We start from the raw sequence: 12712 nt of genomic DNA, 5'->3' as shown, positions 1-12712 counted from the left end.
CCGATAAATGGGTGGGGCGTGGTGCATTCCCATGCCGGCATGTCTACACTGTGGGTATGAGCCTTGACCATCTTTTTGACAGCAACCGTGCCTGGGCGCGCGATGTGGAACAACGCACGCCCGGGTTTTTCTCTCGCCTGCAGCAACAGCAGTCCCCCGCGTACCTGTGGATTGGCTGCAGTGACAGCCGCGTCCCGGCCAATGAAATTTGCGGTGTGTTGCCCGGTGAAATGTTCGTTCACCGCAACGTCGCGAACGTGGTGGCGCACTCTGACCTGAACTGCCTGTCGGTGATGCAGTTCGCCATCGACATGCTCAAGGTCAAGCACATCATGGTCGTCGGCCATTACGGCTGCGGTGGTGTGCGTGCGGCGATGGACGATCTGCGCATCGGCATCGTCGACAACTGGATCCGCCACGTCAAGGATGTGCGCAACAGCCATCTGGACTGGCTGAACACCGTGCCGGAAGGCCCCCTGCGCTACGACGCGCTGTGTGAGCTCAACGTGTTGCAGCAATGCTTCAATGTGTGCCAGACCACCATGGTGGAAGACGCCTGGGCGCGCGGCCAGGAGATCGTGGTGCACGGCTGGGTCTACGGCATTCAGAACGGGCTGATCAACGACCTGTGCATGTCGGTCAAGACCAGCGACGATGTGGTGCCGGCTTATGAAAAGGCTGTGGCGCATCTGCGCGAACGCTACGCCGCGGCCGTTGTGGCCGCCTCCGCATCACCGAAGTGAGGTGGCCGATGGACCGCAGCGCCATGTTTCCCCAGCAGCTGACCGATCCGCGGGTCTTTGAGATCGCGCGGGCCTTGCTCGATGGGTTTGATCGCCACTACAAGATCTTCAGCGAAACCAGCGCGCAGTCCAAACGACGCTTCGAGGATGCCGACTGGCATGCGCAGCAGACCGCACAACGCATCCGCATCGAGTTCTATGACCTGCGGGTCAAAGAGGCCGTGGAGCGCTTGGGGAACGATTTTGGTGCAAGCACCCTGCCCATGGAGGTCTGGCACCAGATCAAGCTGTTCTACATCGGCCTGCTCACGGGGCACCGTCAGCCCGAGTTGGCCGAAACCTTCTTCAACTCGGTGACGATCAAGATCCTTGATCGCAAGTACTACCGCAACGATTTCATCTTCGTGCGACCGGCCGTGTCCACCGAGTACATCGACGACGATGAGGCCGACGGCTACGGCACCTTCCGCGCCTACTACCCGACGCGCGACAACCTGCTGAGCATGCTCAAGCAGATCGTGTTGAATTACGAGCTGGCGGTGCCCTTTGATGACCTGGATCGTGACGTCGGGCTTGTGTACGAGTCGCTGATCGAGCAGATCGGGCACGTCCGCCTGCGCACCAACTTCCAGATCCAGGTGTTGTCGTCGCTGTTCTATCGCAACAAGGGCGCATACATCGTGGGCAAGATGGTCAATGGCTTTCGCAGCCTGCCATTTGCCATCCCCATCCTCCACAACTCCAAGAACCGCCTCTACATCGATGCGGCCCTGTTCGGTGAGGATGACCTGCTGGCCTTGTTCAGCTTTGCGCGGGCCTACTTCATGGTCCACATGCCAGTGCCCTCGGCCTACGTGCAGTTTTTACGCTCGCTGATGCCGCGCAAGCCGCGCGCCGAGTTGTACAACGCCATTGGCCTGCAAAAGCACGGCAAGAACCTGTTCTACCGCGATTTCCTTTTCCACCTGCGCCATTCCGGCGACAAGTTCCGCATCGCCCCCGGCATCAAGGGCATGGTGATGCTGGTGTTCGACCTGCCGTCCTATCCCTTCGTTTTCAAGGTGATCAAGGACTACTTCCCGCCCCAAAAAGAAATCACCCGCGAGGGCATCAAGGGCAAGTACCAGCTCGTCAAGCAGCACGACCGTGTGGGGCGCATGGCCGACTCCCTGGAATTCACCAATGTGGCCTTTCCCCTGCATCGCTTCGATGATGAGCTGATCGACGAGCTCAAGAAGTTCGCACCCAGCGTGATGGAGGTGGATGACGAGGAGCAGACGTTGGTCATCAAGCACCTCTACATCGAGCGGCGCATGATTCCGCTCAACATCTACATCCAGGAGGCCGAAGGCGAGTCGCTTGAGCATGCGGTCATTGAATACGGCAACGCCCTCAAGGACCTGGTGGCCGCCAACATCTTCCCTGGCGACATGCTGTGGAAGAACTTCGGCGTCACCCGCAACGGCAAGGTCGTGTTCTACGACTACGACGAGATCGAGTACGTCACCGACTGCAACTTCCGCAAGGTGCCCACGCCTCGCAATGAAGAAGAGGAGATGTCAGGAGAGATCTGGTACTCGGTGGGCCCGCGCGACGTGTTTCCCGAAACGTTCGGGCCGTTCTTGCTGGGCGATCCACGGGTGCGCGCCATCTTCATGCGCCACCATGCCGACCTGCTCGAACCGGAGTTCTGGCAGCAGCACCAGCAACGCATCCGCGAAGGCTATGTGCACGACGTGTTCCCTTACGACCGAGGGCGTCGATTCATTCATCGGATTCAGGATCAGCAGGCCCTCACGGAGCCTTCTGCCGAGGTGGCGCCGGTCGAAGAGCCGGTGGAGGTGCCTCCTCTGGGCGGTACCGTCCATGACCAGGGCACCTTGTCCGGCTTTCAGTCGGGCGGCACGGGCAGCGCCGACTGACACCACACCGTTGGCACGAGCGTCGTGCCAACGGGGGTGTCAGCGCCGTCTTACCAGAGTTGCCACCAGGGCTTGGCCTCGCCCTTCAGGGCATCGCCACTGAGGTAGGCACTGTCGGGGAAGCTCTGTTTGAGCACCCGCACGGCATCGTCGCGCAACTGCACCAGGCCCAGCTGGTCGTAGGCGCGCGACATGATGTAGAGCGCCTCTTCGATCGCGGGCGATTGCGGATAGTCCTTGATGGCCTGTTGCGCACGGTTGGCTGCGGCCAGATTGGCGCCACGACGCAGGTAGTAGCGTGCCACGTGCACTTCACCGGCGGCCAGCGAGTTGACCACGTGGTTCATGCGCAGGCGCGCATCTTCCGCGTACTTGGACTCGGGAAAGCGATCGACGACCTGCTTGAATGACTCATAGGCATCGCGCGAAGCCTGCTGGTCACGCTCGGACAGGTCCTGGCGTGCCAGGCGGCCAAACAGCCCCAGGTCTTCGTTGAAGTTGATCAGCCCCTGCAGGTAGTAGGCGTAGTCCATCGCCGGGCTGGTGGGGTGCAGGCGAATGAAGCGCTCCAGCTTGGCGAGCGCCTGCGCCTTTTCACCACTGCGGTAATACGCATAGGCCAAGTCCAGCTGCGCCTGCTGTGCCAGCAGCGTGCCAGAGGCGCGGGCTTCCACCTTCTCCAGCATCTTGACCGCGGTTTCGAAATTGCCGTCGGCCTGCTCTGCCTTGGCGTCTGCGTACAATTTGTCCGAGTTGATGTTCGCGTACTCGTCCTGTGGCGCGGTACCGCAAGCCGCCAGGGCGGCGCTCAAAGCCAGTGCCAGCAGCCCGGCGCGGTGGCCGGTCCAGAAGCTCGAGGATGTGTTCTTCAGCAGTTTCACGTTGAGTTTCTTGCGGATGAGTCCGCTCACAGTCACGCCATACGGCGCCACAATGCGCAGTATAGAAGCCCTGCGCCCCTAGTTTGCGCCCACCCCTGTTTTGATTGCCATATGGCCCGACCTTCCCGTTCCGCAGCCACCCCTTCCCGTTCCGCTTCCGAGCCTGAGCAGCCTGACGTCAGCCTTTCGGCGCCACTGCCAGACGATGACTGGGGCGACGACGACGCGGGCGAAGACCTGGGAGGCGTGGTGGCGGCGACGCCTCGACCTGAACCAGAGCAACGCACGCTGGAGGTGCCGCTCTCCGCACAGGGCCAGCGGCTGGACGCCTATCTGGCAGCCTGCGTGCCCGAGTACTCGCGCAGCCACCTCAAGACCTTGATCGATGCCGGATGTGTGCAGGTCAATGGGCAGCCGGCCACATCGCCGTCGCGCAAGGTGATGCTGGGGCAGGTGCTGAATGTGCTGCTCAAACCGACTGCCATGAGTCAGGCCTTCGTGCCCGAGCCCATGGACCTTGGCGTCGTGTTTGAGGACGAGCACCTCATGGTGATCCACAAGCCGGCAGGTCTGGTGGTACACCCGGCCGCCGGCAATTGGAGTGGCACCCTGATGAACGGCCTGCTGGCCCACTACGCCGCGGCCGCCGATCTCCCGCGCGCCGGCATCGTGCACCGTCTCGACAAGGACACCAGTGGGCTCATGGTGGTGGGCAAGACGCTGGTGGCTGTTACCGCGCTCAGTCGCGCCATCGCCGCACGTGAAGTCAGTCGCCAGTATTTGGCATTGGTGCAGGGTGTGGTGCCCGAGGCTTTCACGGTCGAGTCGTCGATCGGGCGCGATCCGGTCACGCGCGTGCGCATGGCCGTGGTGCCGGCAGGCAAGGCGGCTCGCACCGATGTGAAGCGCCTGTTGTGGGGCGAGTGGGCGCCCGACCAAAGCCATGTGAAAGCCGACGACCGTCGCCCTGCGCGTGCCTACAGCGGGGTCCTGTGTACCTTGCACACCGGCCGCACTCACCAGATTCGCGTGCACCTGAGCAGCCGTCGTCACCCGCTGGTCGCTGATACGCTGTATGGCGGCCTGCCGGCTCTGGGAATGACGCGCCAGGCGCTGCATGCCGCGCGGCTGTCGTTCGTGCATCCGATCACCGGCAAGCACCTGCGTTTCGAAGCCCCTTTGCCCGACGACATGGCTCACGCCTGGGCGCTGCTGGAGGCCTCTGCGCACGAGGCTGCACAAGATTCGGCATCTGGTGCATAATGCAAACCCAGATGCAGGGCAAAAAGCCCTGACACCAGTGGCTTTGAGAAAAGCGCGACTGACGGGCCAGTAACTTGAAATGTTGCCGGCCTTTGCCTCAGACGAGGCCCCGTTTAGATTGATGCCCGTGAGTGCGCCAGGTTTGGCGGTGTCCCAGGCTTGTAACGAATCCCTCTGTGCCAGCCCGTCAGCTGGTGTTTGATTTGGTTGGCGTCGCTCCAGGAGCGGGTGCCATACACCTTCACGATTGAAGAGATGGAAGTCCTCAATCCTCAGGATGCCGAGCGCGTTCTGGAAGCCGCGTTGCTGTGTGCCAGTCAGCCCATGACGGTGCGGGACATGCGTCAGCTGTTTGACAACACCGTGTCGGCCGACGCGGTGCGCAGCATGCTGGCCACCTTGACGTCCCAGTGGGAGGGGCGTGGGGTGGAGTTGCGCGAACTGGCGTCAGGCTGGCGGTTTCAAACCTGTGCCGACGTGCAGGCTCACCTGGACCGGCTTCATCCCGAAAAACCGCCCAAGTACACGCGGGCCACCTTGGAAACTCTGGCCATCATTGCCTATAAACAACCGGTCACGCGGGGTGACATCGAAGACATCCGCGGCGTGACGGTCAGCGCCAACATCATCAAGCAGCTCGAAGATCGGGGCTGGGTCGAGGTGATCGGTCATCGCGATGCGCCGGGGCGCCCGGCTTTGTTTGCTACGACCCGTCATTTTCTGGACGATCTGGGTCTGGCGTCCCTGGCGCAGTTGCCCACCCTGGAAGGCTTGCCCGTCAGCCAGGGCTTGCTGCCCGGCCTGGACGATTTGATCGCCGAGGGCCCCTCTGATGAGGCGGGTGCCAGCGTCGAGCAGGCGTCCTTCCTTGAGTCCGAACCGGACGCTGTCCCAGCGTCCCACGAAGCTGCTTCGGCAGACCTTATTGCAGATGCGCAGACCGAAGCGGTTGGCGCGTCCATGACATCTCCTGATGCGTCTGAATCGCCAGGCCCGGATGTCGCCTCTTTTCATTCCGCATCATGACCACCGAAAACGTGCCCATGCAAGATCCTCAAGAACAGACCCTGGTCACCGACGAGGTGGTCAAACCCAAACGCGTGCGTCGCACCAAGACGGCCGAGTCCGTCGAGGTGGCACAGGCCGCTGCCGTCGAGGCCAGTGAAGCTGAGCCAGCCGCCAAGCCCAAGCGCGCGCCGCGCAAGAAGATTGCCGACGTGACCTCCGATGAGGCCGTCGTTGCGGCATCGCCCGCGCCTGAGGCTGCCGAGGTGGTCGCCGAAGCTGCACCTGTGAGCAAGCCCAAGCGTGCCCCTCGCAAGAAGTCGGTTGACACGGTGATGGAGGTTGCACCTGCGGCCGACGTGCCGGCTGTCTCGCCAGACGTGGTGGCGGTTGCCGCCCCTGTGGTGGTGTCACCAGAGCGCGCAGAAGCAGACGCTGCACCGGTGGCGGCCGAGTCGCCTGAAGAACGCGGAGAAGGTGCGCCGCGTGGTGAGCGTGGTCGTCGTGATCGTGGTGATCGCCGTGGCCCTCGCGCTGACCGTCCGCCACGCGAAGAGCGTCGTCCGCAGGCGGTCGCTGGTGAGCGTGATGAGGCTGCGCCCGCGGCGCTGGAAGAAGGTGGGATGGGTTCGCGCCGTGCGGTCATTGCTGCCGAGCAGGCCACTGAGGTGTTTGCCGAACTGCTGTCGGGTGATTTCGACAAGGAGCGCGAAGAGGCTGACGAGGCCGCTGCCGAAGAAGGTGGCGTCTACAAGCGCGTGCTGTTGCCCGAGCCGGATGCGCCCAAGCTGCAAAAAGTGCTGGCCCAGGCCGGTGTGGGCTCACGCCGTGACATCGAACAGATGATCGAAGATGGCCGCATCGAGGTCAACGATCAGGTGGCCCACATCGGTCAGCGCATCTCTTTTGGTGATCGCATTAAGGTGGCCGGCCGTCCGATCAAGGTTCGCATTGCCCCGCCCGCTGCGCGCATCCTGGCTTATCACAAGCCCACTGGCGAAGTCGTCACCCACGACGATCCGCAGGGCCGCCCCACGGTGTTCCGTCGCCTGCCCCGTCTGCACAACGGCAAGTGGATGTCGGTCGGTCGCCTTGACCTGAACACCGAGGGCTTGCTGCTGTTCACCAACTCGGGTGAGCTGGCCAACCAGTTGATGCACCCGCGCTTTGGCGTGGAGCGCGAGTACGCCGTGCGCGTGCTGGGTTCCTTGGGCGAAGATGCGCGCAACAAGCTGTTGACCGGCGTCGAGATCGACGGTCAGACGGCTTCCTTCCTGTCCATTAGCAACGGTGGCGGTGAGGGCGTGAACCAGTGGTATCGCGTGGTCATCACCGAAGGCCGCAACCGCGAAGTGCGCAAGCTGTTCGACGCCGTGGGCCTGACGGTCAACCGTCTGATCCGCGTGCGCTATGGCGCCATCGTCCTGCCACGTGGGCTCAAGCGCCGCGTGTGGGTGGAGCTGGGTGAGTCCGACGTGCGTGCCGTCAAGTCCCTGGCCGGCATGGACCGCCAGCCTGAGGCTGGACAGGGTGGTCGTGGCGGCCGTGGGCCCAAGCCCGTGCCTGTCAAGGCGCGTCCGGCGCCCGTCGGCGGCCAAGGTCAAGGCCAGGGCCCCCAGGGCCGTGGTGGTCAGCCAGGGCAGGGCGGTCGTCCGCAAGGCAAGCCCTTCAATGAACCCGGCGCTTTCGGCAACAAGAACCGTCAAGAGCGTGAGCGCCAGCCTGCGCCGCGCCACGATGGGGACGACGACGAGCACTTCGCCCGCATCCCGAACCCCCTGGAACAGACCTTTGACCGTCGCTTCGTCAAGGGCTCTCAGCGCATCACGGCAGGTTTTGGTCGTCCCGATCAGAATCACGGCAAGGGAACGGGCGAGCCGCAAAAGGGTCCCCGTCAGCCCGATCCGTTGCAAACCTCGGTGGGCTACATCGGTGCTGATGCCTTCTTCGGCAAGCCCGGTGGCAGCGGTGGTGGCCGTCGTGGCGGCGGCGGCGGTGGTCGCGGTCGTCGTTGATCCTCGCGGCACCGCTGTCCCCCGCGCAAGCGAAAACATCATCTACAGACAGAGCCTGGTCATGCACGCACAGTAGAATGTGCGGTTTTGTCCAGCTCACTGAATCAGGAGAATTCCATGGCTATCGAACGTACCCTCTCGATCATCAAACCCGACGCCGTTGCCAAGAACGTCATCGGCCAAATCGTCAGCCGCTTTGAAGGCGCTGGCCTGAAGGTTGCTGCTGCCAAGCTGGTGCAACTGTCGCGCGCTGAAGCCGAACAGTTCTACGCTGTGCACGCTGCCCGTCCTTTCTTCAAGGACCTGGTTGAGTTCATGATCTCCGGCCCCGTGTTCGTGCAAGTGCTCGAAGGCGAAGGCGCGATCCTGAAGAACCGCGACCTGATGGGTGCCACCGATCCGAAGAAGGCCGAAAAGGGCACCATCCGCGCTGACTTCGCTGACAGCATCGATGCCAACGCCGTCCACGGTTCCGATGCTGCTGAAACGGCTGCCGTCGAAATCGCTTTCTTCTTCCCCGCTCTGAACGTCTACAGCCGCTAAGCTGTCGACCTCGCTGAGAGTTGAAGAAGTATGAGCGCCGTCAACCTGCTGGATTTCGACCTGGATGGGTTGACTGCGTTCTGCGAACAACTGGGTGAAAAGCGCTTTCGCGCCACCCAGTTGTTTCGCTGGATCCATCAAAAAGGTGCGACCGATTTCGATCAGATGTCGGACCTCGCCAAATCGCTGCGCAGCAAGCTCAAGGGTGTGGCCACCCTGCAAGACTTGTCGGTGATCAGTGAACACGTCTCATCCGACGGCACCATCAAGTGGCTGTTCGATGTAGGCGCAGGCAACGCCGTCGAGAGCGTCTACATCCCCGAGTCCGATCGCGGCACGCTGTGCGTGTCCTCGCAGGCCGGCTGTGCGGTGGGATGCCGCTTCTGCTCGACTGGCCATCAAGGCTTCAGCCGCAATCTCACCACCGGTGAAATCGTCGCCCAGCTCTGGCATGCCGAGCATGCGCTGCGCAAGCGTCTGGGCACCACCGAGCGTGTCATCAGCAATGTCGTGATGATGGGCATGGGTGAGCCGCTGCAGAACTACAGCGCCTTGGTGCCCGCCCTGAAGGTGATGCTGGACGACCATGGCTATGGTCTGTCGCGTCGCCGTGTGACGGTGTCGACCTCAGGCGTAGTGCCCATGATCGAGCGCCTCCAGAAAGACTGCCCAGTGGCCTTGGCTGTGTCGCTGCACGCGCCCAACGACGCGCTGCGCGACGAACTGGTGCCGCTCAACCGCAAATACCCCATTGATGAATTGCTCACGGCCTGCCAGAACTACCTGACCGCCGCGCCGCGCGATTTCATCACCTTCGAATACTGCATGCTCGATGGCGTCAATGACACCGACGAGCACGCCCGTCAGCTGATCGCCCTCGTCAAGGGCCGCATCAACTGCAAGTTCAACCTGATCCCGTTCAATCCCTTCCCGGCATCGGGTCTGCTGCGTTCGAACAACGAGCGTGTGCAGGCCTTTGCGCGCATCCTCGTCGATGCCGGCATCGTGACCACCGTGCGCAAGACCCGTGGTGACGACATTGACGCCGCTTGCGGCCAACTGGCTGGCGAGGTGCAAGACCGTACCCGTGCGGCGGCACGCATGTTGCGTCAACCGGTGGCCGTGAAGGTGGCGCTGCCCAAAGCGGGTGAGCGCAACCGCCACACGCATTGAGCGTGGGTCAGCAGCGCCTGACACCACACTACACTGGCGTTTTTGACTTGGAGATTGCCGCATGAGGACGTTTCGCTCGTTGCTGACCTGTTGCTGGATGTCAGGCTTGGTGGGAAGCACCTTGAACCTGGCCGGTTGTGGCGCCACCTTGCCTGCTGCAACGGCTGGCAGCCGTGGTGACATCGCTACCGCCTCCGACGAAAGTGAAGTCCGCAAACGTGCGCGCATTCGCATGGAACTGGCCGCCACATATTTCAGCCAGGGGCAGTTCACAACGGCCCTTGATGAGCTGAAACAGGCCGAGGCCATTGACCCGTCCTTGCCTGACACCTATGAAATGCGGGCGCTGATCTACGATGCGATGGATGACACCGCACGGACCGAGGCGAACTACCGCGTGGCCCTGGATCGCGATCCCAACAATGGCAGCGTGATGCACAACTACGGCTGGTACCTGTGCCGCAAGGGCCAGTACCCGGCGGCCGATGCCATGTTCGAGCGTGCGGCCAATTTGCCGCAAACGGTGGCCACCAGCAAGACCTTGCTGGCTCGTGGCGTTTGCCAGGTGCGCGCGGGTCTGTACCCCGAGGCGCAAAAGACCTTGGCGCGATCCTATGAGATGGACCCTACCAATCCGGCGACGGCGTTCAATCTCGCCTCCGTGCTGCATCGCCGCGGTGAACTGGAGCGTGCCCGTTTCTACATCGCTCGCGTGAACAGCCGCGACGATCAGATCACAGCCGACTCGCTGTGGCTGGCCACGCGCATCGAGCAACGTTTGGGCAACCGCGATGGGGTGCGTGAATTTGGTTCTCAGTTGCGCAGCCGCTTCCCCGCTTCGCGTGAAACCAACCTGCTGGAGTTGGGACGATTTGATGACTGACAGTGCTCCCCTCAACCTTGTGACGCCAGATGCGGGTGCTCGCCATGCCGGTGAGTTGCTGCGTCGAGCACGCGAGGCGCAGGGCCTCACCCTGGATCACCTCGCGAGCCAGATCAAGGTGTCACCACTCAAACTGGAGGCGCTGGAACAAGGGCGTTACGACAGTTTGGGTGACAGCAACTTCACACGTGCCCTCGCCATGACGGTATGTCGCACCTTGCGCATCGATGCCACCGAGATTCTGGCGGGGCTGCCGGCAGCCCGTCTGCATGCGCTGAGCCAAGGCAAGTCCCCCATCAACGCCCCCTTCCGTGATCACGGCAGTGTGCCAGCCTTGTTTGACCGAGGACATCGGCTGAACCTGAAGGCCGTGTTGGCGCCGAAATGGTTGGCGCCGCTGGGCTTGTTGGCTGCTGCGGCCGTCATCTACGCTCTTCCCGACGCCATGGAGTGGCCCTCGTGGCTGAGGCACTCCGAGACCACGGTCGAGACGCCATCGGTCATCACTGAAGACGATGCGGCGTCGCCCCCGTCGTCCATGCAGGTCGCGGCTGATCCTGCGGTGGCGTTGACGTCTGTGGAGGCCGCCAGTGCTGCAGAGGTGTCCAGTGCGGTGCCGATTGACGTGGCCAGCGCTGTGGCACCGGCCAGCTCCGTTGCCAGCGAAGCGGTGGCGCCAGCGTCGGCACTGGCTGTGCCTGCCGCCGTCATCCCTTCATCGCCGCTGGCTTCAGCGCCGGTCGTGGGCATCGCGCCGGTGCGGATCGTGTTGACCGAGAATTCGTGGATCGAAGTGGTGGACGCATCGGGTTCGAAATTGTTCTCGCGCATTGCGCGTGCCGGCGAAACCCTGGAGATCCAGGGGCAGGCCCCGTTCAGGTTGCGCATTGGCAATGCCAGCGCGGTGCAAGTCAGCTTCAAGGGCCAACCTGTGGCCCTGGCCGACATCTCGCGCAACAACACCGCACGTGTCGAGTTGAAATGACCCTGGAAAACTTCTCCCTCATTGATGTCTCCCGTCCAGCCGCCCGGCGCTCTCGCCAGGCGAAGGTGGTGTGGGGTTCGCGCGTGGTCACCATCGGGGGTGACGCACCTGTGCGCGTGCAGTCCATGACCAACACCGACACGGTCGACGTCATCGGCACGGCCATCCAGGTCAAGGAATTGGCCATCGCTGGGTCCGAGCTGGTCCGCATCACGGTCAACACGCCGGAAGCGGCGGCCGCTGTGCCCCACATCCGCGACCAGCTCGACCGCATGGGCATTGACGTGCCCCTGGTCGGCGACTTCCACTACAACGGCCACCGCCTCCTTACCGAGGTGCCGGCCTGTGCCGAGGCCCTGTCCAAGTACCGCATCAACCCCGGCAACGTGGGCAAAGGCGAGAAGGGCGACAAGCAGTTTGCCCAGATGATCGACGTGGCCCTGCGCCACGACAAGCCCGTGCGCATCGGCGTCAACTGGGGCAGCCTCGACCAGGAACTGCTTGCGTCCATGATGGACGAGAACGCCCGCAGCGCCCAGCCTTGGGACGCCCAGCAGGTCATGTACCAGGCGCTGATCAGCTCGGCCCTGCAGTCGGCCCAGGCCGCACAGGAGTTGGGCATGAAGCCCGAGCAGATCATCCTGTCGTGCAAGGTCAGCGGGGTGCAGGACCTCATCAGCGTCTACCGTGGCCTGGCGGCGCGTTGCGACTACCCCCTGCACCTGGGGCTGACCGAAGCCGGCATGGGCACCAAGGGCACCGTGGCCTCAGCCACTGCCTTGTCCATCCTGTTGCAAGAAGGCATTGGCGACACGATCCGGGTGTCGCTCACGCCGCAACCCGGTGAAGCTCGCACCCAAGAGGTCGTGGTCGCCCTCGAAATTTTGCAGGCCCTGGGGCTGCGCACCTTCGTGCCCAGCGTCACTGCCTGCCCCGGTTGCGGCCGCACCACCAGCACCACCTTCCAGGAACTGGCCAAACAGATCGACGACTTCCTGCGCGCGCAGATGCCCGTCTGGCGCAGCCAGTACCCCGGCGTCGAGAACCTAAAGGTGGCGGTGATGGGTTGCATCGTCAACGGCCCTGGCGAGAGCAAGCATGCCGACATCGGCATCAGCCTGCCCGGCACCGGTGAAGCCCCGGCCGCTCCGGTGTTCATCGACGGCGAAAAGGCGCTCACCCTGCGCGGCGAGCGCATTGCCGAAGAGTTCCAGCAACTCGTCCAGAACTACATCGATCGCCGCTTTGGCGGGGCCGCACAGGCCTGATCCCTTTCAAGAAAACAAGAAACTGACGCTC

The 12712-nt window shown here is 63.1% G+C and carries 11 protein-coding genes; 10 read left to right on the top strand and 1 reads right to left on the bottom strand.

Annotation, left to right across the window (positions count from 1 at the left end):
- Window positions 1-56 precede the first annotated feature (56 nt).
- Together can and aceK are read left to right on the top strand one after the other, a co-directional pair.
- Window positions 57-743, top strand: coding sequence for a carbonate dehydratase (gene can, locus AC3WW4_RS11530; protein ID WP_488828567.1), 687 nt, complete (start codon window positions 57-59; stop codon window positions 741-743).
- A 23-nt stretch (window positions 744-766) separates the two neighbouring features.
- The gene (aceK, locus tag AC3WW4_RS11525) at window positions 767-2665 is read left to right on the top strand and encodes a bifunctional isocitrate dehydrogenase kinase/phosphatase (RefSeq protein ID WP_488828566.1); all 1899 of its coding nucleotides are present in this window, start codon (window positions 767-769) and stop codon (window positions 2663-2665) included.
- A 50-nt stretch (window positions 2666-2715) separates the two neighbouring features.
- On the opposite strand, the gene AC3WW4_RS11520 is transcribed toward aceK, so the two are convergent.
- On the bottom strand, window positions 2716-3546 hold the full coding sequence (locus tag AC3WW4_RS11520; RefSeq protein WP_488829741.1) for an outer membrane protein assembly factor BamD: 831 nt from the start codon (window positions 3544-3546) through the stop codon (window positions 2716-2718).
- A 111-nt stretch (window positions 3547-3657) separates the two neighbouring features.
- Here AC3WW4_RS11520 and AC3WW4_RS11515 point away from each other — a divergent pair, with 111 nt between their 5' ends.
- The 8 genes from AC3WW4_RS11515 (at window position 3658) to ispG (ending at window position 12681) form a co-directional block, all read left to right on the top strand.
- A complete protein-coding gene (locus AC3WW4_RS11515) occupies window positions 3658-4809 on the top strand; it encodes an RluA family pseudouridine synthase (protein ID WP_488828564.1) in 1152 nt (383 codons plus the stop codon).
- Window positions 4810-5037: 228 nt separating this feature from the next.
- On the top strand, window positions 5038-5835 hold the full coding sequence (gene scpB / locus AC3WW4_RS11510; protein ID WP_488828562.1) for an SMC-Scp complex subunit ScpB: 798 nt from the start codon (window positions 5038-5040) through the stop codon (window positions 5833-5835).
- 17 nt (window positions 5836-5852) lie between these two features.
- Window positions 5853-7829, top strand: a complete 1977-nt coding sequence (gene rluB / locus AC3WW4_RS11505; RefSeq protein WP_488828561.1) for a 23S rRNA pseudouridine(2605) synthase RluB — start codon at window positions 5853-5855, stop codon at window positions 7827-7829.
- A 117-nt stretch (window positions 7830-7946) separates the two neighbouring features.
- Complete coding sequence (gene ndk / locus AC3WW4_RS11500; RefSeq protein ID WP_290731549.1) at window positions 7947-8372, top strand: nucleoside-diphosphate kinase; 426 nt, start codon at window positions 7947-7949, stop codon at window positions 8370-8372.
- 30 nt (window positions 8373-8402) lie between these two features.
- Window positions 8403-9545, top strand: coding sequence for a dual-specificity RNA methyltransferase RlmN (gene rlmN / locus AC3WW4_RS11495; protein ID WP_488828559.1), 1143 nt, complete (start codon window positions 8403-8405; stop codon window positions 9543-9545).
- 61 nt (window positions 9546-9606) lie between these two features.
- On the top strand, window positions 9607-10428 hold the full coding sequence (pilW, locus tag AC3WW4_RS11490; protein WP_488828557.1) for a type IV pilus biogenesis/stability protein PilW: 822 nt from the start codon (window positions 9607-9609) through the stop codon (window positions 10426-10428).
- A complete protein-coding gene (locus AC3WW4_RS11485) occupies window positions 10421-11413 on the top strand; it encodes a helix-turn-helix domain-containing protein (protein ID WP_488828556.1) in 993 nt (330 codons plus the stop codon). Before pilW ends, AC3WW4_RS11485 begins: the two co-directional genes overlap by 8 nt.
- Window positions 11410-12681 carry a flavodoxin-dependent (E)-4-hydroxy-3-methylbut-2-enyl-diphosphate synthase gene (gene ispG, locus AC3WW4_RS11480; RefSeq protein ID WP_488828555.1) on the top strand — a complete coding sequence of 424 codons (1272 nt, stop codon included), beginning with the start codon at window positions 11410-11412 and terminating at the stop codon, window positions 12679-12681. Before AC3WW4_RS11485 ends, ispG begins: the two co-directional genes overlap by 4 nt.
- Window positions 12682-12712 lie beyond the last annotated feature (31 nt).

The organism is Aquabacterium sp. TM01 (genome assembly GCF_057808345.1).
Note: the sequence above shows the minus strand (reverse complement) of the source record. Positions and strands in the feature narration are given on the sequence as shown.

Coding starts and splice junctions, on each gene's coding strand:
- rluB (WP_488828561.1), top strand. CDS start 5,853: ATGCAAGATCCTCAAGAACAGACCCTGGTCACCGACGAGGTGGTCAAA.
- AC3WW4_RS11485 (WP_488828556.1), top strand. CDS start 10,421: ATGACTGACAGTGCTCCCCTCAACCTTGTGACGCCAGATGCGGGTGCT.
- ispG (WP_488828555.1), top strand. CDS start 11,410: ATGACCCTGGAAAACTTCTCCCTCATTGATGTCTCCCGTCCAGCCGCC.
- ndk (WP_290731549.1), top strand. CDS start 7,947: ATGGCTATCGAACGTACCCTCTCGATCATCAAACCCGACGCCGTTGCC.
- pilW (WP_488828557.1), top strand. CDS start 9,607: ATGAGGACGTTTCGCTCGTTGCTGACCTGTTGCTGGATGTCAGGCTTG.
- AC3WW4_RS11515 (WP_488828564.1), top strand. CDS start 3,658: ATGGCCCGACCTTCCCGTTCCGCAGCCACCCCTTCCCGTTCCGCTTCC.
- aceK (WP_488828566.1), top strand. CDS start 767: ATGTTTCCCCAGCAGCTGACCGATCCGCGGGTCTTTGAGATCGCGCGG.
- rlmN (WP_488828559.1), top strand. CDS start 8,403: ATGAGCGCCGTCAACCTGCTGGATTTCGACCTGGATGGGTTGACTGCG.
- can (WP_488828567.1), top strand. CDS start 57: ATGAGCCTTGACCATCTTTTTGACAGCAACCGTGCCTGGGCGCGCGAT.